Below are 26,074 nucleotides of genomic sequence, written 5' to 3'. Positions count from 1 at the left end.
GTCAGCTTGTTGGCGAACGGCCTGATGCGGTGTGCCTGACACACCGCATCAGTAATCGATCCGCACATCACCTTTAGGCACACTGCAGCACGACAGGATATAACCCTCGGCCACGTCTTCATCGGTGATGCCGCCGTTGTGCTCCATCTCTACTTCCCCGCCCAGCTTCAACACCTTGCAGGTCCCGCAGATGCCCATGCCGCAGGCTTTTGGAATCATCAGGCCAAGCTTGGCGGCAGCAGCGTGTACGGTTTCGCCCGGACCGACGCGGATGCTCTTGCCGGTCGAAATGAACTCCACTTGATGCAGGTCCGCCAGATCGATCTCAGGGGCGTCGGCCGCTTGCTCGGCTTGTTCCACCGCATCGGCGCGGGCTTCAGGCGGCGTCGCGCCGAACGACTCTTCATGGTACTGATCCATGTTGAAGCCATTGGCTTCGAGCAGGCGTTTGATGGCGTTCATGTAAGGCGTCGGTCCGCAGCAGAACACCTCGCGCTCAAGAAAATCCGGCACCATCAATTCGAGCATTTTCTGGTTCAGGTAACCGCGATAACCGGCCCATGGTTCGCCGAGGCCATGCTTCTCGCACACCAGGTGCAGGCTGAAGTTGTCGATTCGCGACGCCATGTGCTCCAGCTCGCGGTGGTAAATGATGTCTTTGGGCGAGCGGGCGCTGTGGACAAAAACCATGTCGACATTGGCGTTAGTGTCGTAAAACCAGCGCGCCATGGACATGACTGGCGTGATACCGACACCGCCGCTGAGGTAGAGAATTTTCGGGTTGGGGAAATCGATGGCGTTGAACAAACCCACCGGCCCGTGCACCGCCAGCTCCTGGCCTTCATGCAGAGTGTCGTGCAGCCAGTTCGAGACCTTGCCGCCGGGCACACGCTTGATGGTGATAGAGAAGCTGTACGGCACGGAGGGCGAGCTGGAGATGGTGTACGAGCGCATCACTGACTCGCCGTCGATTTCCAGCTCCAGGGTGACGAACTGACCCGGCTTGAAAAAGAACAAAATCGGCTGGTCGGCCATGAAACAGAAGGTGCGCACGTCCCAGGTTTCCTGGATCACCTTGACGACACGAACCAGGTGGCGGCCATTGGCCCAGGTCTGGGTATTTACCGGGCTGAGGAAACTGTTAGACATGCTCATCTCCACGGCCGACTGTCGGCCTTATGTTGAGGATTCTGCGTAAGCCGCAGATTGCCCACTTGCCTATCTGCGACATTGACGTACTTATCGCGACCAGCCCCTAACGACCGGGGTTCACGCGTCGGAAACGGATTCGGCCATGTCGCCCATGGATAAGGTTCGGTCAGCGCCGGACCCCACACTCGGCTCTAAGTATCCATGCCCGCTTTGCAATGAAAAGCGTAACCATGAGCATGAACGGCAAAAGAACCGTCGCCTTACGTGCAACTGACCTAAAGAACCTTATTAGCCACATTCGCCGACCGTTGAAACCGGTCATGAGGACTTGAAAGATGGACGTCACCGCAACCTTGAGCTTGGGCGATCCGCTGGAATCTGCACGTAAGGCCACCGCCGAAATGCTGCAGAACCGCGAACGCACGTTTTCGCTGCCGCAGCCTTTCTACAGTGACGAGCGGCTGTTTGAAATCGACATGCAGGAAATCTTTCAAAAAGAGTGGCTGGTCGCGGGCATGACCTGCGAGATTCCGACCAAGGGCAATTACCTGACCCTGCAAATCGGCAAGAACCCTATCATCGTCCTTCGGGGTCCTGACGGTCAGATCAACGCGTTTCACAACGTCTGCCGCCATCGTGGCTCGCGTCTGTGCACCGGGGAAAAAGGCAAGGTCGCCAAGCTGGTGTGCCCGTATCACCAGTGGACCTACGAGCTGAACGGTCGCCTGTTATTCGCGGGCAGCGAGATGGGCGCCGACTTCGATATGAAGCAGTACGGCCTCAAGCCGGTGAACGTAAAAACCGCAGGGGGTTACATCTTCATCAGCCTGGCGGAAAACCCACCAGCCATCGATGAGTTCCTGGCGACGCTCACTCATTACATGGAACCGTACGACATGGAGAACACCAAGGTGGCGGTGCAAACCACCTTGATGGAAAAAGCCAACTGGAAGCTGGTGCTGGAAAACAACCGCGAGTGTTACCACTGCAATGCATCGCACCCGGAACTGTTGAAAACCCTGCTGGAATGGGACGACGTCACCGACCCGCGTGCCGACCAGGCCTTCAAGGATCACGTGGCCGCGTCTGCCGCTGCCTGGGAAGCCGAGAAGATTCCCTACGCTCACGCCAGCTTCGGCCTGCGTAACCGCATCGTGCGCATGCCGCTGCTCAAAGGCACGGTGTCGATGACCATGGATGGTAAGCAAGGCTGCAAGAAACTCATGGGCCGGATCAAAAACCCGGACCTGGGCTCGATGCGCATTCTGCACTTGCCGCATTCCTGGAACCACTGCATGGGCGATCACATCATCGTCTTCACCGTGTGGCCGATCAGCGCACAGGAAACCATGGTCAGCACCAAATGGCTGGTGCACAAGGATGCGGTTGAAGGCGTCGATTACGACCCGGCCAATATGCGCAAGGTGTGGGACGCTACCAACGACCAGGACCGTCGTCTGGCAGAAGAAAACCAGCGAGGGATCAACTCCACGGCTTATCAGCCAGGCCCGTACTCCAAGACGTACGAGTTCGGCGTGGTCAACTTCATCGACTGGTACAGCGAACGCCTGCTGAGCAACCTCGGCGCAGAGCCGGCAACGTACCTGAAGGGTGTGCCAGTCAGTCACGAGTAAGGGGAGATGGCGCGGTGTGTCCGTCACACTGCGCCGTCAATGAACTCGCGCCTACAGGTGATTAATTTTTAACCAATACCTGCCAACACCAACCCCGCCGCCCTTCCTGGCCTTCCGCCAACAACTTATCCACAGACCCACCCACAGCAATTGTGGGCAAGTCGAATTTTGCCTGTGGAAAAACCCAAGAAAAACCGTGACTTATCAGGAAGTACCCTTTCAGGGCACTATTGATTGTTTTTTGATCATGTCGCGCAAAGCCACGTTGATAGTGGCCTGCAAAGGACCGTGAACATGTTATCCACAGAAGCGCCAACAGAGATTGTGGGCAAGTATTTTGATACCGCGCCAGCTTGCTTGCGAAAGCTATTTAACGAACACGCCTTATTCAATCAGCTGCTTAATTAAATTGCAGGAGCGAGCTTGCTCGCGATAGATCGCGAGGCGGTCCGAAGACACTGAACTCAGTTTCAGTCTGAAAATGCATTCACTGGTTTACGACCGCTGTACGGCAGCACGCCTCCTCCAAGAGCTACTTACACGAAGTCCCTGGCTGTTTTTGTGCTGTTTTTCCTGACTCGGCGTATGTTGTTGTCGAGTTTCATCGGTGTGCTGGTGTTTTTTGCAGCCAATGGCTCTTTGCTGGCGTGTGAATGATCGTGAAGGAGAAGAACGATGACAGTCAGGGTTTTGATCTTGCCGGGCCTGTTCAATTCGGGTGAAGCACATTGGCAGCCACAGTGGGAGCGGCAGTTTTCAGGCCTGCACAGGGTCGAGCAGCAAGACTGGGAAACGCCAACCGCGAAGGATTGGGTGGAGCGCTTAAATCAGGAAATTGCTGCTGCCGACGGGGAGGTCGTGCTGGTGGCCCACAGCCTGGCTTGTACCTTGATCACCCGCTGGGCGCAGCAGTATCCCGAGGCGCACAAGGTTCGTGGCGCATTGCTGGTGGCTCCGAGTGATACCGAGGCGGATAGCTATCCGTCAGGCACATCGGGATTTGTGCCGATGTCGACGCAATGCCTGCCTTTTCCAACGATCATGGTGGCGAGTACGGATGATCCGTATGTCACCCAGGAGCGGGCCAAGGCTTTCAGCCAGGCCTGGGGCAGTGAACTGGTCCGGGTGGAAAATGCCGGCCATATCAACGGCCAAACCGGGTATGGGCCCTGGCCCGAGGGCGTTGAGTTGCTGTTCAAACTCACGGGAGATCCGCAGTTCCAGCTTAAGTAGCTCGGGCCATGCAGGCCAGACATTCGCCCCCCCCCCCCGGCTGCAACGCCGGGGCGTGATATCCGGAGTAATCATCCAGAAGTCGCAGTGGTACTTCCTGCGCACCTACCGCACCACGCCTTCCTCAATCAACAACTTCAAAATCGCCTCGGCGCCTTCTTTGGCGCCGAGGCCTTTGAGTACTTGCCCACCGCCACCGCTGGCCTTGGCTGTTGCGGCTTTCATGCGGTCAGCGCCGCTTTTGCCTTTGATCACTTTCAGACGTTTTGGCCTTGGTTTGGCGGGTTGCAGTGATGACGCTGCGAGCAGTTCGTCCACCACCACTTCAACCTGATCAGCCGCAAGCACGCCGCGCTGTGCAGGCCCGTAGGCACTCTGCCGGGACTTGGGCGCGGCGTTATCCACAGTCGCGAGAAACGGCAGGCGGACCTTCAGACGACGACGTTGACCGCGTGGCAGCGCTTGCAGCACATGGGCCACGCCGTTATCCAGCGATTCGACCTGCGCCAATCCGACCACCAGCGGCCAGCCCAGTTTTTCCGCCAACAGAAACGGCAACATGCCCGAGCCTTCACCGGTTTCCGCCTGGCTGCCGGTGAGCACCACTTGAACATTGGCTTCGCGCAGATAATCGATCAGCGCTGGCAAGGCATCCGCGCCTGGGGGCTGCTCCAGTACATGCAGTTCGTCCAGGCCCATGCCCAAGTAAGCCCGCAGCGCAGGCTCGTCGACATTGCCCGCGTGCAGCACGTGCAAGTTGTCCCCAGCCAGTTGCAGGCCCAGTTCGACAGCGCGCGCATCTTGTTCGGCGCGGCGTGGACGGCCGGACGTCGGGTGCGCACCGATGGACACCAGGCTGATGATGTGAATTGCACTGTTATCCACAGGGGCCTTCGAATTATGCAGCATCGCGTTTCCCCTCATTGCGGTAAGCCTCAACGGCAACAATCAGTGCCTTGAGTATGTCCGCGCTTTCACCGATCACCGACAGGTCAGCACGTTTGATCATGTCGCACCCCGGATCGAGGTTGATCGCCACCACCTTGTCGCAGGCACCAATGCCTTGCAGATGCTGGATCGCGCCGGAGATACCGACAGCCACATACACCCGAGCTGTGACCCAAGTACCACTGGCGCCGACCTGACGATCACGCGCCATGTAGCCATCGTCCACCGCCACACGGGATGCGCCTTCGGTGGCGCCCAATGCCGCTGCAGTTCGGTGAAACAAATCCCAATCTTTCACGCCATTGCCACCCGAGAAGATGAACTCCGCTTCAGCCATGGGGACGGCTGCCGGGTCCACCGCCACTGCGCCGAGGTCTTCGATACGCGACAGACTGCGAGCGACGGCTGTGGATAACTCCACCGGCAAGGCTTCGTGAAGGGTTTCACTGACTGGCTCGGCGCATTCGACGGCGGCCAGAATCAAGCGAGCCAATGGACGGGCCAAGTCTTCACGACCCGCACCCGCGCGGCCGATGCACTGCTCGTCAGTCACCTGCCAGACCCGTGTTGCCGGACGTTCGCCCAGGCTTGCGGCAAAACGTCGACCCAGCTCACCGCCACCGCTGCGGCTGTCAGGCAGCAGCCAATGACGCGGATTGAACTGGTTATCCACAGCCCGTAGACCCTGAACACGCTGTTCCGGTGAATAACCGCTGAACTCGCTGCCGTCGAGCAGCAACAGACGGTCGACGCCGGCGGTGGCAAACGCAGTTTCCTTGTGCTCGCCGAATACCACGGCCAGCACTGCACCGTCGTTGCCGGCCAATTGACGAGCCTGGCCCAACACGTCGCGGTCGTGACTGCTCAAGCGGCCGCCGACCATGTCCGGTGCGACGCAAATGTAGAACGCCGGTTGCGCGATGACATGCAGCGGCAACTGCACGTCGGCCGCAGCAGAACGTTTGACTGCACCGCCCTGCTGCGCGCCGCTGCGGTCGATCCGCTTGATACCATTAGGGCCAATGAAACCCACGTTGTGCACATCTTTGCGCACGATGCCGTTGGGCCCCATCCAGCGGGTTTGCGCGGGTTGCATGGCCGCGTGCAGCGGGTGCAGGCGGTTACGGGCGATCCATTCGGCGCGGGGGTCGCGGCGGATAATGTCGCTCATCAATTCACCTCCGCAGGTTGGCGTTTAACAGGTGTCGGTTTGCTGGTGACGACGTCTTCCAGCAACGCATCGGCGACCAGTTCAGCAATGTCTTTGATCAGTGGCCGAGGCTCGACCACCCCTTCAAGCATCGCCGTACATTGCGGGCAACCCACAGCCACCAGCTCGGCGCCGGTTTCGCGGATGTCTTCCATGCGCATGTCGGGAATCCGCTGCTTGCCAGGAATGTCGGTGATCGGCGCGCCGCCACCTCCGCCGCAGCAACGGGAGCGAAAACCGGAACGCTGCATTTCCTTGATCTCGATACCCAGTGCACGCAATACCTCACGCGGCGCCTCGTATTCGCCGTTGTAACGACCGAGGTAGCACGGGTCGTGATACGTCACGCTGGAGCCTTTGTGTTGGCCAAGGTTCAACGCACCCGCCTGGATCAACTCGGCCATGTAGGTGCTGTGGTGCTGCACTTGATAGTTGCCATCAAAAGCACCGTACTCGTTTTTCAGCACATGGAAGCTGTGCGGATCGCAGGTGACAATACGCTTGAAAGCGTACTTGGACAGGGTCTGGATGTTGCGTTTGGCAAGCATCTGAAACGTCGCTTCATCGCCCAAACGGCGAGCCACGTCGCCACTGTCGCGCTCTTCGAGACCCAACACCGCGAAGTCGACATTGGCGGCTTTCAGTACTTTGACGAAGGCGCGCAAGGTCCGCTGATTACGCATGTCGAACGCGCCGTCGCCGACCCAGAACAGCACGTCGGCGGTCTTCTTCTCGCTTAGCAGATTGAGGTTTAGGTCGGCCGCCCAGTTCATCCGGTCACCCGGCGCAAAGCCGCCTGGGTTGTCCGTGGCGATCAGGTTGTCCAGCACTTCGGCGCCCTTGTTCGGCGTCGCACCTTTTTCCAGGGTCAGGAAACGGCGCATGTCGACGATGGCGTCAACGTGCTCGATCATCATCGGGCATTCTTCGACGCAGGCGCGGCAGGTGGTGCAAGACCACAGGGTTTCGGCGTCCACCAGACCGTTGACGATCGGTTGATGGGCATTGCCGCCGTGTTCGCCGATCGGTTTGCCCCTGCCGTCAAGAGATGGATACGGGCTCCCCGCGAACTTGGCATCGGTGCCGCCAGCCAAGCCGACCACCATGTCTTGAATCAGTTTTTTCGGGTTCAGCGGCTGGCCGGCAGCGAACGCCGGGCAGGCGGCTTCGCATTTGCCGCACTGCACACAGGCGTCGAAGCCCAGCAGTTGGTTCCAGGTGAAATCCTCGGGCTTTTCCACGCCCAAAGGTGCGCTGCGGTCACTCAAGTCCAGCGGTTTCAAACCGGTGGAACGGCCGCCACCAAAGCGCTCGGCGCGACGGTGCCAGGCCAGGTGCAAAGCGCCGGCAAAGGCGTGCTTCATCGGCCCGCCCCAAGTCATGCCGAAGAACATTTCCGTCAAGCTCAAGGCCACGGCCACGCCCAGCAGCACGACGAGAACCCAACCGCCAAAGTGCTCCGGCAGGATGCCCGCCACTGGCAGGGTCACCAGAAAGAAGCTGACGGAAAAGGCCATCAGGCTTTTCGGCAGGCGCATCCATGGACCTTTCGACAGCCGCGCAGGCGGATTGAGCCGGCGCAGTGCCATGAAAATTGCGCCGACAAACATGATCGCCGACGCCAACAGCAAGGCGTAGCCGAGGATCCGGTTATGCAAGCCGAAGCCGTGTACCAGGATCGCCAGTACGGCCGCCAAGACAAAACCGCCCGCCGTCGCAACGTGGGTGTTGGCGATGTATTTATCCCGTGCCACGACGTGGTGCAGATCGACCATATAGCGCTTGGGCATGGCCAGCAGACCGCCGAGCAAGTCGACCTTGGCCGCCCGGCCTTGGCGCCACAGCAGCATCCGCCGCACTGCGCCCAACACGGCCAGGGCCAGGGCGACGAACAACAGGATGGGAAGAAGGGTGTTCAACATGTGGAGCTCCCACCGGGAAAGCGGAGAAACGCATTTACCGTAGGAGTGAACGTGTTCGCGATAAGGCCGGGGCGGCCTTCAGGCGTTCATCAAATGAACAAATCCTTTTTGGCCGCTCCGCGCCCAATCGCGAACACGTTCACTCCTACAGAGGTATTGATTTAAAAATCCTTACACAACCGCAATGCGTCGTAGATCGCCGCATGGATGTTGCGCTGGGCCACGCAGTCGCCGATGCGGAACAGCAAGTAACCTTCGCCCGGCTGACTCAGCGAAGGTTGCGGCTGGATAGCGAACAACGCTTCGATGTCGATCTGGCCCTTGTTACGCGAGGCCTCTTTCAGCGCGTAGTAGATTTCTTCGTCTGGACGCACGCCGTTCTCGATCACCACTTGGTCGATCACCCGCTCCTCTTTGGCGCCGGTGTACTCGTTCTCCAGCACCGCGACCAACTTGTCACCCTCGCGATAGACCTTCTCCAGCATCAGGTCGCCGGTCATGATCACTTCTTTGGGGTACATGCTGCGGTAGTACGTCGGGAACGATGTTCCGCCAATGGCCACGCCCGGTTTGATGTCGTCAGTGACAATCTCGACCTGACTGCCTTTGTCCGCGAGGAAGTCGGCAACCGACATCCCGGTGAACTCACAGATGGTGTCGTAGACCAGCACGTTCTTGCCCGGCGCAACTTTGCCGTCGAGGATGTCCCAACTGCTGACCACCAGGCCTTCATCCGCGCCCCAATGTTCATTCTGTTCCAGGAACGGGTGACCGCCGTTTGCCAGCACGACCACGTCCGGACGCAAGTCCAGGATGGTTGCAGGGTCGGCCGCAGTCCCCAGACGCACGTCGACTTTCAAGCGCGCCAATTCCAGCTGGAACCAGCGGGTGATACCGGCGATCTGATCGCGCTGCGGCGCTTTCGATGCGGTAGTGATCTGCCCGCCGAGCACGTCTTTTTTCTCGAACAACGTCACATCATGCCCACGCTCGGCAGCCACGCGTGCGGCTTCCAGGCCTGCAGGACCTGCACCGACCACCACCACTTTGCGTTTCACGCCGGTGGATTTTTCGATGATGTGCGGCACGCCCATGTACTCACGGGAGGTCGCGGCGTTCTGGATGCATAGCACATCCAGCCCTTGGTACTGACGGTCGATGCAGTAGTTGGCACCCACGCATTGCTTGATCTGATCGACCTGGCCCATTTTGATCTTGGCGATCAGGTGCGGGTCCGCGATGTGCGCACGGGTCATGCCGACCATGTCGACGTAGCCGCCTTCCAGAATCCGTGTCGCCTGGTTCGGGTCCTTGATGTTCTGCGCGTGCAGGACCGGGGCCTTGACCACTTCTTTGATACCGGCGGCCAAATGCAGGAACGGCTCCGGTGGATAACTCATGTTGGGGATAACGTTGGCCAGGGTGTTGTGGGTGTCACACCCCGAACCGACCACACCGATAAAGTCGAGCATGCCGGTGTCGTCGTAGTACTTGGCGATCTGCTTCATGTCCTCATGGCTCAGGCCATCGGGATGGAATTCATCGCCGCACAGACGAATGCCGACGCAGAAATCCGGACCGACTTCCTTGCGCACAGCCTTGAGCACTTCCAGACCGAAACGCATGCGGTTTTCGAAACTGCCGCCCCACTCATCGGTGCGTTTGTTAACCCGAGGGCTCCAGAACTGATCGATCATGTGCTGGTGCACGGCGGACAGTTCGACGCCATCCAGGCCACCGGCCTTGGCCCGCCCGGCAGCGCTGGCGTAGTTGCCGATCACGCGCCAGATTTCTTCCGGCTCGATGGTTTTGCAGGTCGCGCGGTGTACCGGCTCACGAATGCCGGACGGTGACAGCAGGGTCGGCCAATGGTCGCCGTCCCAGCGCGAACGACGACCCATGTGAGTAATCTGAATCATGATCTTGGCGCCATGCTTGTGCATGGCATCCGCCAGGTTCTGGAAATGCGGGATGATCTTGTCGGTGGCCAGGTTGACCGATTTCCACCAGCCTTGCGGGCTGTCGATGGCCACGCTGGAGGACCCGCCACAAATGGCCAGGCCGATGCCGCCCTTGGCTTTCTCCTCGTAATACTTCACGTACCGGTCAGTGGTCATGCCGCCATCGGTGGCATAAACCTCGGCGTGTGCGGTACTGAGTACGCGGTTGCGGATGGTCAGTTTGCCGATCTGGATAGGCTGGAACATTGCTTCGAAAGCCATGACGGAAACCTCGACTTACAACGGTTTGACGATGAACAGGCCATCGTCGTGGCCTTCTTCAGAACCACCGTAAACCTGCTCGGCCACAGTGCGGATCGGACTGCCTTTGGCGGCCAGGATTTGATCCATGGCACCCGCGAACCAGCCGGTGAACATATAATCGACCTTGCGCCCGACCTTGCCGTACACATAGACGAAGCACGAGTGCTCCAGGCGGATGCTGGCGGTGCCTTTTTCCAGGTCAATGGCTTCGATCTTGAACAGCCCCCAGCCGCGTTGCGACAAACGCTTCATGTAGTGTTCGAACACCGCGACGCCTTCCAGGCCGTGGCATTCAGCTTCTTTCTCGCACCAGTGCCAGGCCGATTTGTAACCCGCCTTGTAGAGAATTTCGGCGTAGGCGTCAGCGCCCAACACTTCTTCGATGCCCATGTGGTTGTTGACGAAAAAGTGACGTGGCACGTAGAGCATCGGCAACGCATCAGACGTCCAGACACCGGTTTCGCTGTCGACTTCGATAGGCAGTTGCGGGGCGATTTTAGCCATGGGGTAACACTCCAGAAATTCGGGTTGCGCCCACTGCGCGGATGGCAGTGGGGTCAGCTATTCAATGCAGATACGGTGTGAGCGTTACTCGCCCCAAACATCCTTGAGGACGCTTACCCAGTTCTCGCCCATGATTTTGCGCACGACGCGCTCGGGGTGGCCGCGTTTGAGCAGGGTTTCGGTCAGGTTGGGGAACTCACCCACGGTACGAATACCCAGCGGGTTGATGATCTTGCCGAAGCTGGTCAGACGCCGCGCGTAGCCCTTGTCGTGGGTCAGGTATTCGAAGAAGTCCTGACCGTGACCCTGTGTGAAGTCAGTGCCGATACCGATGGCGTCTTCACCGACAATGTTCATCACATATTCGATGGCTTCGGCGTAGTCGTCGATGGTCGAATCGATACCCTTGGCGAGGAACGGCGCAAACATGGTCACGCCGACAAAACCGCCATGGTCAGCGATGAACTTCAGTTCTTCATCGGACTTGTTGCGCGGATGTTCTTTCAAGCCGGACGGCAGGCAATGCGAGTAGCAGACCGGTTTTTTCGATTCGAGGATGACTTCTTCGGAGGTTTTTGAACCCACGTGAGACAGGTCGCACATGACACCGACGCGGTTCATTTCGGCAACGATCTCGCGACCGAAGCCCGACAGGCCGCCGTCACGTTCGTAACAGCCGGTGCCGACCAGGTTTTGCGTGTTGTAGCACATCTGCACAATGCCAACGCCGAGCTGCTTGAAGATCTCGACGTAGCCAATCTGGTCTTCATAAGCGTGGGCGTTCTGGAAACCGAAGAGGATGCCGGTCTTGCCTTGTTCTTTAGCCTTGCGGATATCCGCCGTGGTACGCACGGGGATGACCAGGTCACTGTTTTCACGCATCAGCTTCTGGCTGGTGCAGATGCTGTTGATGGTCGCCTGGAAACCTTCCCACACCGACACGGTGCAGTTGGCTGCGGTCAGGCCGCCTTTGCGCATGTCTTCGAACAGCTCACGGTTCCACTTGGCAATGATCAGCCCGTCAATAACGATGCTGTCGGCGTGCAATTCGGCTGGGCTCATCAGGCTGTCCCCTCTGGGTGATTCATGCGCCGAATCGTCTGCCGGCGCTTTGGGGCCAGCATATGCCTGAGGGTTGAGCGAGCCGGGTGCAAAAACGACAGGGGGTTTGCCGAAAGCGTCAAGAAACGACAAAGGGTAAGCGCCGTCTACATAGATAGACCATTGGGCCTCTATTCTTTACGCGGCGGCTGGGGGAAAATCCTTGGCGATTGCTCTGAACAACCGGCGAGGATGTTGCAAATGAGGTCAATGTTATTGGTGCTGGCAGTGCTGGCAACCGGTGCTCAAGCCGAAGACAGCACCCCCTGCGACAACGTGGAAACCACCCAGCAGAGCTTCGAGTGCTCAGCCTTCAACAAAACCACCTCCCAGCACGAGCTGGACAGCGCTTATAAAGACCTGGTCGACCGGATCAGCTCTCAGTACGCCAACCACCCGGCGCAGCTGAACGACTACCTCGCCAAAATAAAAAATGCCCAACAAATCTGGACCAAACTGCGCGAGGCTGACTGCGCGGTACAAACCTTCCTGAGCGAAAAAGGCAGCCAGACCCTAGAAATCGGGCAAAACGATTGCTTCTCGCAGATGAGCGATCAACGGTCGGAGTATTTGCAGTCGATCGGGATGGAGTGAAGCAGCGCCTGATAGTGATTCACGCATTCGTCCGCTGTCGATCCTCTCTCGGGCAGCGCGCAAACCGCGCGCGGTAACTGCGAGTGAAATACGATGGCGATTCAAAGCCGCAGGCCAGGCTGACTTCCAGCACACTCATGTCGGTCTGGCGCAGCAGTTGCCGCGCCTTCTCCAGGCGCAGCCCGAGATAGAAATTGCTCGGTGTGTCTTTCAAATGCAGGCGAAAAAGGCGCTCCAGCTGGCGGCGGGTGACCTGGATGCCTTCTGCCAGGTCCAGGGTGCTGAGCGGTGGCTCAGTGTGCTGCTCCATTTCGCCAATCACCTGCACCAGCTTTTTGTTGTTGATACCGTAACGCGTGGCGATCTGCATGCGTTGGTGGTCTTTGCGTGGGCGAATCCGGCCGAGCACGAACTGTTCCGAGACCTGAATCGCCAGTTCCGGCCCGTGGGCCTGGCCGATCAGGTCGAGCATCATGTCGATGGACGCCGTGCCGCCTGCGGACGTGATGCGGCGACGGTCGATTTCAAACAACTCCTGAGTCACTGCCAGCTGTGGATAAGACTCCTTGAACGCCCCCAGCGCCTCCCAATGCAGGGTCAGACGATGGCCGTCGAGCAGGCCTGCCTGCGCCAGGATAAAACTGCCGGTGTCGATGCCACCAAGGGTCACGCCTTCGTGGTCGAGTCGACGCAGCCAGTGCTCCAGTGCCGGGGTGCAGAATTTCAGCGGCTCAAAGCCAGCCACCACCCACAACGTCGTGCCTTTCTTCAGCGGCTCCAGCGCGGCATCGGCGTTGACCGACATGCCATTACTGGCAACCACCGCCCCGCCATCGACACTCAGCACATGCCAGCGATACAGCTCGCCACCGAAGCGATTGGCGACGCGCAGCGGCTCGACGGCCGAGACGAAGCCCATCACCGAGAACCCTGGCATGAGCAAAAAGTAATAGTCCTGGGACATCGGCGGTACTCGCGGGGTCAGCATCACTCACCACATACGCCAGTTGAATGAGGACAGCAAGAGAACAAGTCGCTACTGTGCAAGAGCGCGTCGCCGCTGTGCGTTTTCCAGGGGCTGCGGCTGCGTAACGTTGCATCACGGCGCGCAGACGTCGGAACCCCACAATAACGACTGCCGAGGGAATCCATCATGAAACGACTGATCAGCTGTTGTTTGCTGGCACTCACCGGAACCACCTTCATCGCCAACAGCGCCAGTGCAGCTGAAGCGGCAACCTGTCAGAACGTACGCCTGGGCGTGGTCAACTGGACCGACGTTATGGCTACCAGCGCCATGACCCAGGTTCTGCTCGATGGCCTGGGCTACAAGACCAAACAGACCAGCGCCTCACAGCAAATCATCTTCGCCGGTATCCGCGATCAGCGCCTGGACATGTTCCTCGGCTACTGGGACCCGTTGATGACCCAGACCATCACCCCGTTCGTGGAAAAAAATCAGGTGCGCATCCTGCCTGAACCCAGCCTCAAAGACGCTCGCGCGACCCTCGCCGTTCCAACCTACCTCGCCGACAAGGGCCTGAAAACCTTTGCCGACATCGCCAAGTTCAAGAAAGAACTGGGCGGCAAAATCTACGGCATCGAGCCCGGATCGGGCGCCAACACCCAGATCAAGGAAATGATCGCCAAGAACCAGTTTGGCCTCGGCGACTTCCAGTTGGTGGAATCAGGCGAAGCCGGAATGTTGTCGGCAGTCACCCGGGCGGTCAATCGCAACGAAGCCATCGTGTTCTTCGGGTGGGCGCCGCACCCAATGAACGTCAACCAGAAAATGACCTACCTCACCGGCAGTGATAACGCCCTCGGCCCGAATGAAGGCGAGGCCAAAGTCTGGACCGTTACCGCACCGGATTACGCCCAGCGTTGCCCGAACGTCGACAAGCTGCTGACCAACCTGAGTTTCACCGCTGAAGACGAGAGTCGGATGATGCAGCCGTTGCTCAACCACAAAGACGCGCTTGAATCAGCCCGGCAATGGCTCAAAGACCATCCGCAAGACCTCAAGCGCTGGCTCGCTGGGGTGAAAACCTTTGACGGCAAAGACGCCGCTGAAAACCTGAAACTTAGCAGCAACCCGTAGCGTATCCGAACCACCGATCCGCAGCCTGAACAGGCTGCGGAAGGGATCACCACACTCTAAAAACCGCCTGTAAGGAACCTGAAATGAACCATGACGTCATCATCACCTGCGCACTGACCGGTGCTGGCGACACTACCGGGAAGAGCCATCTGGTCCCGGTCACTCCCAAACAAATCGCTGCCGCCGCCGTTGAAGCCGCCAAAGCCGGGGCGACCGTGGTCCATTGCCATGTACGCAACCCTGACACCGGCAAGTTCAGCCGCGACGTGGCCCTGTACCGTGAAGTGATGGAGCGCATTCGCGAAGCCGACGTCGACATCATCGTCAACCTCACCGCCGGCATGGGTGGCGACCTAGAGATTGGCGCAGGCGAGAACCCGATGGAGTTCGGTCCGAACACCGACCTGATCGGCCCGCTGAGTCGCTTGGCACACGTCGAAGCACTGCTGCCGGAAATCTGCACCCTCGATTGCGGCACCCTGAACTTTGGCGATGGCGACACCATCTACGTGTCCACCCCGGCCCAACTGCGCGCTGGCGCCAAACGCATTCAAGAGCTGGGCGTGAAAGCCGAGCTGGAAATTTTCGACACCGGTCACCTGTGGTTCGCCAAGCAGATGATCAAGGAAGGTCTGCTCGACGACCCACTGTTCCAGCTGTGCATGGGCATCCCGTGGGGCGCGCCTGCTGACACCACAACCATGAAAGCCATGGTCGATAACCTGCCGGAAAACGCCGTGTGGGCAGCCTTTGGTATCGGCCGCATGCAGATGCCGATGGCAGCCCAGGCCGTGCTGCTCGGCGGCAACGTGCGTGTGGGTCTGGAAGACAACATCTGGCTTGATCGCGGCGTGCTGGCCAGCAATGGCGCACTGGTCGAACGCGCCTCGGAAATCCTCATCCGCTTGGGCGCCCGGGTTCTGACCCCTGCTGAAGGCCGGGTCAAGATGGGCCTCAAGAAACGCGGCTAACGACACCCCGAACTGTAGGAGCTGACTTGTCACTACGCGTCCCGCTGCGAAGACCATTCAGCGCGGTGTATCTGATAGACCGTGTCGTCTGGCATTCGCAGACAAGCCAGCTACAAAAGCGACTTTTTTCAGGAATTTTCGATGACTTTTATCACTGACATCAAAATCTTCGCTGCGCTCGGTAGCGGTGTTATCGGCAGCGGTTGGGTTTCCCGCGCACTGGCTCACGGCCTGGACGTGATCGCCTGGGACCCGGCGCCCGGCGCTGAGGAGGCCCTGCGCAAACGCGTGGCCAATGCCTGGTCCGCCCTGGAAAAACAGGGCCTAGCCCCTGGGGCGTCGCAAAGTCGCCTGCGCTTTGTCGCGACGATTGAAGAATGCGTGCGTGACGCCGACTTTATTCAAGAAAGCGCCCCCGAGCGTCTCGACCTGAAGCTGGACCTGCACAGCAAGATCAGCGCCGCAGCCAAGCCCAATGCCTTGATCGGCTCCAGCACCTCGGGTCTGTTGCCCAGCGAATTTTACGAAAGCGCCATCCACCCAGAACGCTGCGTGGTCGGTCACCCATTCAACCCGGTCTACCTGCTGCCTCTGGTTGAAGTGGTCGGTGGCAAACACACGGCCCCCGAGGCCGTACAAGCGGCGATCAAGGTGTATGAATCCCTGGGCATGCGGCCGCTGCATGTGCGTAAGGAAGTGCCGGGCTTTATCGCCGACCGTCTGCTTGAAGCGCTGTGGCGCGAGGCCTTGCACCTGGTCAACGACGGGGTGGCCACCACCGGCGAAATCGACGATGCGATCCGCTTTGGCGCAGGCCTGCGCTGGTCGTTCATGGGCACCTTCCTCACCTACACCCTGGCAGGTGGCGATGCTGGCATGCGCCACTTCATGGCGCAATTCGGCCCGGCGCTGCAACTGCCGTGGACTTATTTGCCGGCCCCCGAACTGACCGACAAGCTGATCGACGATGTGGTCGACGGCACCACCGACCAGCTCGGCAGCCACAGTATTTCAGCCCTGGAACGCTATCGCGATGACTGCCTGCTGGCCGTACTTGACGCGGTGAAAACCACTAAAGCCAAGCATGGAATGGCGTTTAGCGAGTAGCCCGCTCCTACAGGGAATTCATTCCAGATAAAAATTGATGAGACTGCCATGCCAACACTCACCACCTACACAACCCCAGTCCTCGCCGACTGGGTCGATTACAACGGGCATCTGCGCGATGCGTTCTATCTGCTGATTTTCAGCTACGCCACGGACGCTTTCATGGACCATTTGGGCCTGGACAGCGACAACCGCGAAGCCAGCGGTCACTCGTTGTTCACCCTCGAATGCCATCTCAATTATCTGCATGAAGTGAAGCAGGGTGAAGAGGTCGAAGTCCGCACTCAAGTCATCGGCCACGACCGTAAACGCGTGCACCTCTACCACAGCCTGCACAAACCCGGCAGCGACGAACTCTTGGCCGCCAACGAACAAATGCTGTTGCACGTCGACCTGGCGGGCCCACGCTCGGCACCGTTCAGCGAGCCGGTATTGAACACCCTGCTGGCCTTGGTCGAAACCCAAAAAGACCTGCCGCGGCCCGCCTACATCGGCCGCGTGATTGGTTTGCCCGTCTGACCCTCTGCCGCCACCTACGACAATAGAAAAGGAGATCGCCATTAACACTCCCGCCGTCGCCGACTTTCGCAATTACCCGTTGATCAGCGCGTTGACCGCCGTACAACCCTTGGCGGACAGGTTGCACGTGCAATGGGCCGATGGGCGGCTCAGCCCCTTTCATCATCAATGGCTGCGGGATAACTGCCCGTGCCCTGAATGCGTGTACAACGTGACCCGTGAGCAGGTGCTGGAAATCGTCGATGTCGCTGAAGACCTGGTGCCCAACACCAGTCTGATCGACGCCCAGGGTTGCCTGTGGGTGGAATGGCAAGACGGCCATCAAAGCCGCTTCGATCCTGGCTGGCTGCGTGCCCATGCTTACGACGAGGCGTCGCGCGCCGAGCGGTTCGAGGCCACACCGAAAAGCCAACTGTGGACCGCCAACCTGCAACTGCCGGTGTTCGAATATCACGCGATCATGGAGGACCCGAAGGCGCTGCTTCAGTGGCTGCTGGCGCTGCGTGATATCGGCCTGACGCAGGTGCGCGGCGTGCCCACGGAACCTGGCTCATTGGCGCAAATCGCCAAGCGGATTTCGTTTATCCGCGAGAGTAATTTCGGCGTGCTGTTCAATGTGCAATCAAAAGCCGATGCCGACAGCAACGCCTACACCGCCTTCAACCTACCGTTACACAGCGACCTACCAACCCGCGAGCTGCAACCGGGGTTGCAATTTCTGCATTGTCTGGTGAATGACGCGGTGGGCGGCGAAAGTGTGTTCGTCGACGGCTTCGCGATTGCCAATGCCCTGCGCCATGAAGACCCGGAAGCGTTTCGCAGCCTGTGCGAGATTCCGCTGGAGTTTCGCAACAAGGATCGCCACAGCGACTACCGGTGCCTCGCGCCGATCATTGCATTGGACACCTTGGGCCAGGTCCGTGAAATCCGCATGGCAAACTTCCTGCGCGGCCCGTTCGATGCGCCTGCAGAGCAGATGCCCGCACTGTATCGGGCCTATCGACGCTTTATCGCCATGACCCGCGAAGCGCGCTTTCGAGTGAGTGCGCGGCTGAGCCCCGGCGACATGTGGTGCTTCGACAATCGCCGCACCCTTCACGCCCGTAATGCGTTCGACCCGGCAACCGGGGCGCGGCACTTCCAGGGTTGCTACATAGACCGCGATGAACTGCTGTCGCGCATTCGGGTATTGCAACGGTAGATGCAGCGCTGCTACAGGTAACTTGAGGTATAAAAAAACCCGCATCGCTGCGGGTTTTTCAATCAACTCAAACTCAGTTGACCTTGGCGTTCAACTCGCCTTTGGCATAACGCAGGTACATTTTTTCCAGCGACATCGGCTTGATCTTCGATGCCTGACCAGCAGTACCGAACGCTTCGTAACGCGCGATGCAGATGTCACGCATGGCAACGATGGTTTCGCCGAAGAATTTACGTGGGTCAAATTCGCTCGGGTTGGTGGCCATCAGGCGACGCATCGCACCGGTGGACGCCAGACGCAGGTCGGTGTCGATGTTGACCTTGCGCACGCCGTACTTGATGCCTTCGACGATTTCTTCGACGGGTACACCGTAGGTCTCTTTAATGTCGCCGCCGTATTGGTTGATGATTTTCAACCATTCTTGCGGGACCGAAGACGAACCGTGCATCACCAAGTGGGTGTTGGGGATGCGCTTGTGGATTTCTTTGATGCGTTCAATCGCCAAGGTGTCGCCGGTAGGCGGCTTGGTGAACTTGTACGCGCCGTGGCTGGTACCGATGGCGATAGCCAGGGCATCGACCTGAGTCCTTTTGACGAAGTCAGCGGCTTCTTCCGGGTCGGTCAACAGTTGGCTGTGATCAAGCACGCCTTCTGCACCCACGCCGTCTTCTTCGCCAGCCATACCGGTTTCCAGGGAACCCAGGCAACCCAACTCGCCTTCGACCGATACGCCGCAGGCATGCGCCATGGCCACGGTTTGCTGAGTTACGCGTACGTTGTACTCGTAATCAGTCGGGGTCTTGCCGTCTTCGGCAAGGGAGCCATCCATCATGACCGAGCTGAAACCCAACTGGATCGAGCGCTGGCAGATATCAGGGCTGGTGCCGTGATCCTGGTGCATGACCACCGGGATGTGCGGGAATTCTTCGATGGCGGCGAGGATCAAGTGACGCAGGAACGGAGCACCGGCGTATTTGCGGGCGCCGGCCGAAGCCTGAACGATCACCGGGGAATCGGTCTTGTCGGCCGCTTCCATAATGGCGCGCATCTGTTCCAGGTTGTTGACGTTGAAAGCTGGGACGCCGTAGCCGAACTCGGCTGCGTGGTCCAACATCTGGCGCATGCTGATAAGTGCCATTTTAGGTTTCTCTCCCGGTTGGGTCGTTAATCGTGCAAGCCTGCCTTAACGGCGGCTGCTATTCAAATTTTGCGCATCGGACAATGGCCGAGCGCGCTCAACAGGCAGTCGCAAACATACTCAGCGCCGAACTAGGGAGCCTTGCAAGCGCGACCGATCAAATCATTGGTGGCGACCCAGTACACCAGGCCTTCCTCACCCTTTATGTGAAACGCCAAGACACCGTCGCTGTACAACTCCCCGGAAGCGCCAGGCTCAGGCTTCAAACGATAGACCTGATCTTTGCCACCCAGGCGAACATCGACTTGAGTCTTGGTACTGTCGGTGAAATGCCATAGCACTTCGGCCTGACTGTCACACACCCAACGGGTCCACGCGCTCTGTTGTTCCGGTGCATTCATACTGGCGCATCCGCCCAGCACTGCAAATGTCGCAAGGGCGATTAAGCCTTTCATTACTTCTCCTGGCCACCCCATGAAGCTCGGCAAGTGCCAATCACTTCGGTCGATCAGGGGCGGTTTTGTTCCTGATTGCATCATCGTAGGCTCAATCGCACCCCAAGCCTCAAGGACAGCCTGCCTTTACCTCAGCAGGCATGACCTCATACTTGTCCAGTACATCCGGGCCGCCGCGCTTATAGATGATCGGCACGGTTTCCGCCTGCCAGTCAGCTTCGTAACAGCTTGCCCGAGGTGCCTTGGGCGCGGCTTTTGCGTCTTCAGCGCCGGGCTCACTGGCACACCCGGCCATCAGACCGGCAATGACAAACAGTGGTAACCGCTTGACCATGTAAATCCCCTTCACCCACACCGGACGCTCAGGCCTTGGCCCGCTGCTCCAATACTTCAACCGCGGGCAGGACTTTGCCTTCGACGAACTCAAGGAAAGCGCCGCCACCGGTAGAAATGTAGGAGATTTTATCCGCTACGCCATATTTATCGATGGCCGCCAGCGTATCGCCACCGCCCGCAATGGAAAATGCATCGCTAGCCGCAATAGCCTTGGCCAACGTCTTGGTGCCTTCGCCGAATTGATCGAACTCGAACACGCCAACCGGACCGTTCCACAGGATAGTCTTCGACGATTTCAACAAGTCGGCGAAGTGCCCTGCAGTTTGCGGACCGATATCCAGAATCATGTCGTCGTCAGCCACGTCAGCGATCAGTTTGACCGTCGCTACAGCGTTTTCGGCGAATTCCTTGGCCACTACCACATCCACCGGCAGCGGCACGCTGACTTTGGCGGCGATGGCGCGGGCGGTGTCCAGCAGATCAGGCTCGTACAGCGATTTGCCGACATTGTGCCCGGCCGCTGCGAGGAAGGTGTTGGCGATGCCGCCACCGACGATCAACTGGTTGCAGATCTGGCTCAGGCTGTTAAGCACATCCAGTTTAGTGGAGACCTTGGAGCCCGCGACGATAGCCGCCATTGGCTGGGCCGGAGCGCCAAGGGCTTTGCCCAATGCATCCAGCTCGGCAGCCAGCAACGGGCCGGCACACGCGACTTTGGCGAACTTGCTGACGCCGTGGGTCGAGCCCTCGGCGCGGTGAGCTGTACCGAAAGCGTCCATCACGAATACATCGCACAGGGCAGCGTATTTTTGCGCCAGCTCGTCGGTGTTTTTCTTCTCGCCCTTATTGAAGCGCACGTTCTCGAATAGCACGATGTCGCCCGCCTTGATCTCGACACCGTTCAGGTAGTCGGCAATCAGCGGTACGTCACGACCCAACGCCTTGCTCAGGTAGTCGGCAACGGGTTTGAGGCTGTTTTCAGCGGAGAACTCGCCCTCGGTCGGACGGCCCAAATGCGAGCAGACCATGACGGCGGCGCCCTTTTCCAGCGCCAGTTTGATGGTCGGCAGCGAAGCAAGAATCCGCGCATCGCTGGTTACCACACCGTCCTTGATCGGGACGTTAAGGTCTTCACGGATCAATACACGCTTACCTTGCAGATCGAGGTCGGTCATCTTCAACACGGTCATGAGGCTGTCCCTGGTTTACTGTTGTGTGTGAGCAACGCGCAGATAGTGATCGGCGACGTCGAGCATTCGATTGGCAAAACCCCATTCGTTGTCGAACCAGGCCAGCAGGTTCACCAGCCGTGGGCCGGAAACGCGTGTCTGACTGGCATCGACAATCGCCGAATGAGGGTCATGATTGAAATCACAGCTGGCATGCGGCAGTTCGGTATACGCCAACAACCCTTTGAGCGGGCCGCTGGTGGCGGCGTCGCGAAGTATCCGGTTGATCTCGGCGGCATCGGTATCACGCGCTGTCTGCAGGGTGATATCGAGGCAAGAGACGTTAACCGTTGGCACACGCACTGCTTTGGCCTGAATTCGCCCGGCAAGTTCCGGCAAAAGCCGTTCGATGCCGCGCGCCAGACCAGTGGACACCGGAATAATCGACTGAAAGGCCGAACGCGTACGGCGCAGGTCTTCGTGATGATAGGCGTCGATCACCGGTTGGTCGTTCATCGCCGAGTGGATGGTGGTGATGGAAATGTATTCCAGGCCGATGGCCTGATCGAGCAAACGCAACAGCGGCACACTGCAATTAGTGGTGCAGGAAGCATTGGACACCAGCAATTCGGTGCCCGTCAGTTTGTCCTGATTGATGCCATACACGATGGTGGCATCAACATCCGCTTCGCTGGCCATCGGTTGCGAGAACAACACGCGGGGGGCGCCTGCGTCGAGAAAGCGCTGGCCATCTTCCCGTGTGTTGTAAGCACCCGAGCATTCAAGCACCAGATCGACGCCTAGCCCAGCCCAATCGATCCCTTCAGGGGTTGCGCTGCGCAGCACCTTGATGCCGTGCTCGTTGATGTACAAGTAGTCGTCTTCGACCCGCACTTCGCCAGGAAAGCGACCGTGGGTTGAGTCAAAGCGCGTGAGGTATTCGAGACTGGCTATGTCTGCCAGATCGTTCAATGCAACCACTTCAAACCCGGCTTTCGCCCCTCGCTCACACAGCGCGCGCAAGACGCAACGACCGATACGGCCGTAGCCGTTGAGAGCAACTTTATACAGGCGTGGCTGAGGCATGGGGTTCTCGCTGGCAGGTGTTAAAACCTGTAGGAGCGCGCTTGCCCGCGATAAGGCCGGAACGGCCTTCCGATGCAAGACAACATCGTGTGACTGCTGCGCAGCCAATCGCGGGCAAGCGCGCTCCTACAAGGGGAACGCATTACTGCTTAGTCTTCAAGCAGCTCTTCAGCCGTACCCAGGATGTTTTCCAGGGTGAAACCGAACTCTTCGAACAAGGCCGGCGCAGGTGCCGACTCGCCGAAGGTGGTCATGCCGATGACCCGACCTTCCAGACCAACGTATTTGTACCAGTAGTCCGCGTGAGCGGCTTCGATGGCGATACGCGCGCTGACTTGCAACGGCAGAACCGTTTGCTTGTACATCGCATCCTGGGCATCGAAGACGCTGGTGCACGGCATGGAAACCACGCGCACGTTACGGCCTTGTGCAGTCAGTTTCTCGTAAGCCAGTACCGCCAGGCCCACTTCGGAACCGGTGGAGATCAGGATCAGCTCAGGCTCACCCACACAGTCGCGCAGCACGTAACCGCCACGGGCGATTTCCGCCACTTGAATGGCATTGCGGGATTGGTGAGTCAGGTTCTGACGAGAGAACACCAGGGCCGATGGACCGTCGTTACGCTCAATCGCGTATTTCCAGGCCACTGCCGACTCCACAGCATCTGCCGGGCGCCAAGTATCGAGGTTCGGCGTGCCACGCAGGCTGGCCAGTTGCTCGATCGGCTGGTGCGTCGGACCGTCTTCGCCCAGACCGATGGAGTCGTGGGTGTAGACGAACAGCACGCGTTTTTTCATCAGCGAAGCCATGCGCACTGCGTTGCGCGCGTATTCCATGAAAATCAGGAAGGTCGCGCCGTACGGTACGAAACCGCCATGCAGGGCGATACCGTTCATGATCGCGCTCATGCCGAATTCGCGAACGCCGTAATGCAGGTAGTTACCGCTGAAATCTTCAGCCGTGAGGCTCTTGCAGCCTTTCCAGATAGTCAGGTTGGAGCCTGCCAGGTCAGCCGAACCGCCAAGGAACTCAGGCAGCAGCGGACCGAAGGCATTCAATGCGTTCTGGCTGGCTTTACGGCTGGCGATGGTTTCGCCCTTGGCATCGACTTCGGCGATGTAGGCATCGGCCTTTTCGGCAAAATCAGCCGGCAGCTCGCCACTCATGCGACGGATCAATTCGTTGGCCAGTTCCGGGTGTTCGGCGGAGTAGGCAGCAAAACGTTGATCCCACTCGGCTTCTACAGCAAGACCCGCTTCCTTGGCGTCCCACTCGGCGTAGATATCCGCCGGAATTTCAAAAGGGCCGTAATTCCATTTCAGCGCGGCACGGGTCAGCGCAATTTCCGCGTCGCCCAGTGGAGCGCCGTGGCAGTCTTCCTTGCCTTGCTTGTTTGGCGAGCCGAAACCAATGGTGGTCTTGCAGCAGATCAGCGTGGGTTGCGCGCTTTTACGTGCTGTTTCGATGGCGATCTTGATTTCTTCGGCATCGTGGCCGTCGACATTACGGATCACTTGCCAGTTGTAGGCTTCGAAACGCTTCGGCGTATCGTCGGTGAACCAGCCTTCGACTTCGCCATCGATGGAAATGCCGTTGTCATCGTAGAACGCGATCAGTTTGCCCAGACCCAAGGTACCGGCCAGCGAGCCGACTTCGTGGGAAATGCCTTCCATCATGCAGCCATCACCCAGGAACACGTAGGTGTGGTGATCGACGATATTGTGGCCCGGACGGTTGAACTGCTCGGCCAGCACTTTTTCAGCGATGGCAAAACCGACGGCATTGGCCAAGCCCTGCCCCAAAGGACCGGTGGTTGTCTCGACGCCAGGGGTGTAGCCATATTCAGGGTGACCCGGCGTACGGCTGTGCAACTGACGGAAATTTTTCAGGTCGTCGATGGACAGGTCGTAACCGGTCAGGTGCAGCAGCGAGTAAACCAGCATCGAGCCGTGGCCGTTGGACATGATGAAGCGGTCACGGTCGGCGAACGATGGATTGCTCGGGTTGTGTTTGAGGTAATCACGCCAAAGCACCTCGGCGATATCCGCCATGCCCATAGGGGCACCGGGATGGCCGCTGTTGGCTTTTTGCACGGCATCCATGCTGAGGGCACGAATGGCGTTGGCACGCTCACGACGGCTGGGCATCGCTGATCTCCTGGAACTGAAAGGATGGGATCGGAAAAAAGGTGAGCATTTTCCCTCAGGCATTGCTTCGGGGCAATGACAGATAGTCGTTGGAAGGCCTTTTTCCTGCGCTGTCCTCGTTATTACACGGCCAAACCGGATATTCCTCAGACACAAACCTGTCTGGCGCGTTCACTCGGTGCCGAATGCGCATGACGGACACCACCCATCGACCAATATCAAAACTTTTTGATATTGGTCTTGCGAGACGAACAATCGCTCTCTAGACTGCCAGCCCTATGAACCTTCGCGTGCCTGCAATCCGCCATGATGACAGCGACGATCTGGCTGCCTTGTGCAAAGCCGGAGGCGATCCGCTGCGACTCAATGTGCTGCGCGCGCTGGCCAACGATTCGTTCGGGGTCCTGGAACTGGCGCAGATTTTCGCCATCGGTCAATCCGGCATGAGCCACCATTTAAAGGTGCTGTCTCAGGCCGAGCTGGTAGCGACGCGCCGCGAAGGCAATGCGATTTTTTACCGTCGCGCCCTGCCCCATACCGAACAACCGGGCGGCAGGCTGCACGCGGCACTGCTCGACGAAGTCGATAACCTGGCCTTGCCCGGCGATGTCCAGGCGCGCATTGGTCTGGTGCACCGGCAACGGGCGACCGCCAGTCAGGACTTCTTCGCGCGGGTCGCGGAAAAATTTCGTGCCCAGCAGGATTTGATCGCGGGTCTGGCGCAATATCGCGAGAGCCTGCTATCACTTCTGGACACGCTGAGTTTCAGCCGCGACGCCACTGCGGTGGAAGTCGGCCCAGGCGATGGTGGTTTTCTACCGGAACTGGCGCGGCGCTTTCGCCACGTCACCGCGCTGGACAACAGCCCGGCGATGCTGGAACTGGCCCGCCAGGTCTGCGAGCGCGAAGCGCTGGGCAATGTCGAGCTGCAACTGGCTGACGCCTTGGTCAACGCCACTGTGCGCGCCGACTGCGTCGTATTGAATATGGTGCTTCATCATTTTGCTGCACCGGCCGAAGCACTTAAACAGCTGGCTCACCTGGTGCAACCAGGCGGTAGTCTGTTGGTGACAGAGTTGTGTAGCCACGACCAGAGTTGGGCCAAGGAGGCCTGCGGCGATCTCTGGTTGGGTTTTGAACAGGATGATCTGGCCCGTTGGGCCACTGCTGCGGGACTCGTTCCCGGGGAAAGCCTCTATATAGGGCTACGTAATGGTTTCCAGATCCAGGTTCGCCACTTTCAGCGACCGGCTGGCAACACTCACCATCGGTAAATTCAGGA

Annotated in this window: 23 protein-coding genes; 9 read left to right on the top strand and 14 right to left on the bottom strand. The window is 59.0% G+C overall.

What is annotated here, in order from left to right:
* Nucleotides 1-48: 48 nt before the first annotated feature.
* Nucleotides 49-1,149: a glycine-betaine demethylase subunit GbcB gene (gene gbcB, locus ACVBEG_RS26135; protein ID WP_322182646.1), complete on the bottom strand. Its 1,101-nt coding sequence runs from the start codon at nucleotides 1,147-1,149 to the stop codon at nucleotides 49-51.
* Nucleotides 1,150-1,487: 338 nt separating this feature from the next.
* Here gbcB and gbcA point away from each other — a divergent pair, with 338 nt between their 5' ends.
* Together gbcA and ACVBEG_RS26125 are read left to right on the top strand one after the other, a co-directional pair.
* Entirely contained in the window at nucleotides 1,488-2,786 is a 1,299-nt protein-coding gene (gbcA, locus tag ACVBEG_RS26130) for a glycine-betaine demethylase subunit GbcA (RefSeq protein ID WP_447108418.1), read from the top strand.
* A 675-nt stretch (nucleotides 2,787-3,461) separates the two neighbouring features.
* Nucleotides 3,462-4,019, top strand: a complete 558-nt coding sequence (locus ACVBEG_RS26125; RefSeq protein WP_447108417.1) for an RBBP9/YdeN family alpha/beta hydrolase — start codon at nucleotides 3,462-3,464, stop codon at nucleotides 4,017-4,019.
* A 105-nt stretch (nucleotides 4,020-4,124) separates the two neighbouring features.
* On the opposite strand, the gene etfB is transcribed toward ACVBEG_RS26125, so the two are convergent.
* The 6 genes from etfB to ACVBEG_RS26095 all read right to left on the bottom strand — a co-directional run bounded on the left by etfB (nucleotide 4,125) and on the right by ACVBEG_RS26095 (nucleotide 11,929).
* Nucleotides 4,125-4,928: an electron transfer flavoprotein subunit beta gene (etfB, locus tag ACVBEG_RS26120; protein WP_322182652.1), complete on the bottom strand. Its 804-nt coding sequence runs from the start codon at nucleotides 4,926-4,928 to the stop codon at nucleotides 4,125-4,127.
* Nucleotides 4,918-6,138, bottom strand: a complete 1,221-nt coding sequence (gene etfA, locus ACVBEG_RS26115) for an electron transfer flavoprotein subunit alpha (protein ID WP_323566138.1) — start codon at nucleotides 6,136-6,138, stop codon at nucleotides 4,918-4,920. The genes etfB and etfA overlap by 11 nt, the downstream gene beginning before the upstream one ends.
* On the bottom strand, nucleotides 6,138-8,099 hold the full coding sequence (gene dgcB / locus ACVBEG_RS26110) for a dimethylglycine demethylation protein DgcB (RefSeq protein ID WP_447108416.1): 1,962 nt from the start codon (nucleotides 8,097-8,099) through the stop codon (nucleotides 6,138-6,140). Before dgcB ends, etfA begins: the two co-directional genes overlap by 1 nt.
* 161 nt (nucleotides 8,100-8,260) lie before the next feature.
* The gene (gene dgcA / locus ACVBEG_RS26105) at nucleotides 8,261-10,321 is read right to left on the bottom strand and encodes a dimethylglycine demethylation protein DgcA (protein WP_322182660.1); all 2,061 of its coding nucleotides are present in this window, start codon (nucleotides 10,319-10,321) and stop codon (nucleotides 8,261-8,263) included.
* Between the two features lie 15 nt (nucleotides 10,322-10,336).
* The gene (locus tag ACVBEG_RS26100; RefSeq protein ID WP_219064030.1) at nucleotides 10,337-10,867 is read right to left on the bottom strand and encodes a DUF5943 domain-containing protein; all 531 of its coding nucleotides are present in this window, start codon (nucleotides 10,865-10,867) and stop codon (nucleotides 10,337-10,339) included.
* 84 nt (nucleotides 10,868-10,951) lie between these two features.
* Entirely contained in the window at nucleotides 10,952-11,929 is a 978-nt protein-coding gene (locus ACVBEG_RS26095; RefSeq protein ID WP_322182663.1) for a dipeptidase, read from the bottom strand.
* A 240-nt stretch (nucleotides 11,930-12,169) separates the two neighbouring features.
* Between ACVBEG_RS26095 and ACVBEG_RS26090 the strand changes: the two genes are divergently transcribed.
* Entirely contained in the window at nucleotides 12,170-12,562 is a 393-nt protein-coding gene (locus ACVBEG_RS26090) for a lysozyme inhibitor LprI family protein (protein ID WP_322182665.1), read from the top strand.
* A 19-nt stretch (nucleotides 12,563-12,581) separates the two neighbouring features.
* Here the strand turns inward: ACVBEG_RS26090 and ACVBEG_RS26085 are convergent, their stop codons facing one another.
* The gene (locus ACVBEG_RS26085; RefSeq protein WP_322182911.1) at nucleotides 12,582-13,526 is read right to left on the bottom strand and encodes a GlxA family transcriptional regulator; all 945 of its coding nucleotides are present in this window, start codon (nucleotides 13,524-13,526) and stop codon (nucleotides 12,582-12,584) included.
* Nucleotides 13,527-13,715: 189 nt separating this feature from the next.
* On the opposite strand from ACVBEG_RS26085, the gene choX reads away from it, so the two are divergent.
* The 5 genes from choX to ACVBEG_RS26060 all read left to right on the top strand — a co-directional run bounded on the left by choX (nucleotide 13,716) and on the right by ACVBEG_RS26060 (nucleotide 18,461).
* The gene (choX, locus tag ACVBEG_RS26080; RefSeq protein ID WP_322182667.1) at nucleotides 13,716-14,663 is read left to right on the top strand and encodes a choline ABC transporter substrate-binding protein; all 948 of its coding nucleotides are present in this window, start codon (nucleotides 13,716-13,718) and stop codon (nucleotides 14,661-14,663) included.
* An 83-nt stretch (nucleotides 14,664-14,746) separates the two neighbouring features.
* Nucleotides 14,747-15,634 (top strand): 3-keto-5-aminohexanoate cleavage protein, encoded by an 888-nt coding sequence (locus tag ACVBEG_RS26075; protein ID WP_447108415.1) that lies wholly within the window; start codon nucleotides 14,747-14,749, stop codon nucleotides 15,632-15,634.
* 141 nt (nucleotides 15,635-15,775) lie between these two features.
* The gene (locus ACVBEG_RS26070) at nucleotides 15,776-16,741 is read left to right on the top strand and encodes an L-carnitine dehydrogenase (RefSeq protein ID WP_322182671.1); all 966 of its coding nucleotides are present in this window, start codon (nucleotides 15,776-15,778) and stop codon (nucleotides 16,739-16,741) included.
* Nucleotides 16,742-16,789: 48 nt separating this feature from the next.
* Nucleotides 16,790-17,260, top strand: coding sequence for a thioesterase family protein (locus ACVBEG_RS26065; RefSeq protein WP_322182673.1), 471 nt, complete (start codon nucleotides 16,790-16,792; stop codon nucleotides 17,258-17,260).
* A 40-nt stretch (nucleotides 17,261-17,300) separates the two neighbouring features.
* Complete coding sequence (locus tag ACVBEG_RS26060; protein WP_322182913.1) at nucleotides 17,301-18,461, top strand: gamma-butyrobetaine dioxygenase; 1,161 nt, start codon at nucleotides 17,301-17,303, stop codon at nucleotides 18,459-18,461.
* Between the two features lie 73 nt (nucleotides 18,462-18,534).
* Here the strand turns inward: ACVBEG_RS26060 and fba are convergent, their stop codons facing one another.
* The 6 genes from fba to tkt all read right to left on the bottom strand — a co-directional run bounded on the left by fba (nucleotide 18,535) and on the right by tkt (nucleotide 24,792).
* Nucleotides 18,535-19,599 carry a class II fructose-bisphosphate aldolase gene (gene fba / locus ACVBEG_RS26055; RefSeq protein WP_219064023.1) on the bottom strand — a complete coding sequence of 355 codons (1,065 nt, stop codon included), beginning with the start codon at nucleotides 19,597-19,599 and terminating at the stop codon, nucleotides 18,535-18,537.
* Nucleotides 19,600-19,730: 131 nt separating this feature from the next.
* Complete coding sequence (locus ACVBEG_RS26050) at nucleotides 19,731-20,054, bottom strand: MliC family protein (RefSeq protein ID WP_219064022.1); 324 nt, start codon at nucleotides 20,052-20,054, stop codon at nucleotides 19,731-19,733.
* A gap of 109 nt (nucleotides 20,055-20,163) precedes the next feature.
* Nucleotides 20,164-20,388, bottom strand: a complete 225-nt coding sequence (locus tag ACVBEG_RS26045) for a hypothetical protein (RefSeq protein WP_322176832.1) — start codon at nucleotides 20,386-20,388, stop codon at nucleotides 20,164-20,166.
* 28 nt (nucleotides 20,389-20,416) lie between these two features.
* Nucleotides 20,417-21,580 (bottom strand): phosphoglycerate kinase, encoded by a 1,164-nt coding sequence (locus ACVBEG_RS26040; protein WP_447108414.1) that lies wholly within the window; start codon nucleotides 21,578-21,580, stop codon nucleotides 20,417-20,419.
* Between the two features lie 15 nt (nucleotides 21,581-21,595).
* A complete protein-coding gene (gene epd / locus ACVBEG_RS26035; RefSeq protein ID WP_322176834.1) occupies nucleotides 21,596-22,645 on the bottom strand; it encodes an erythrose-4-phosphate dehydrogenase in 1,050 nt (349 codons plus the stop codon).
* A gap of 149 nt (nucleotides 22,646-22,794) precedes the next feature.
* Entirely contained in the window at nucleotides 22,795-24,792 is a 1,998-nt protein-coding gene (gene tkt, locus ACVBEG_RS26030) for a transketolase (RefSeq protein WP_322218401.1), read from the bottom strand.
* Between the two features lie 278 nt (nucleotides 24,793-25,070).
* Between tkt and ACVBEG_RS26025 the strand changes: the two genes are divergently transcribed.
* Nucleotides 25,071-26,066: an ArsR/SmtB family transcription factor gene (locus ACVBEG_RS26025; RefSeq protein ID WP_322176836.1), complete on the top strand. Its 996-nt coding sequence runs from the start codon at nucleotides 25,071-25,073 to the stop codon at nucleotides 26,064-26,066.
* The last annotated feature ends 8 nt before the right edge of the window (nucleotides 26,067-26,074 follow it).

Source organism: Pseudomonas sp. GG8 (assembly GCF_052976945.1).
This window is presented reverse-complemented; position numbering and strand designations above follow the sequence as displayed.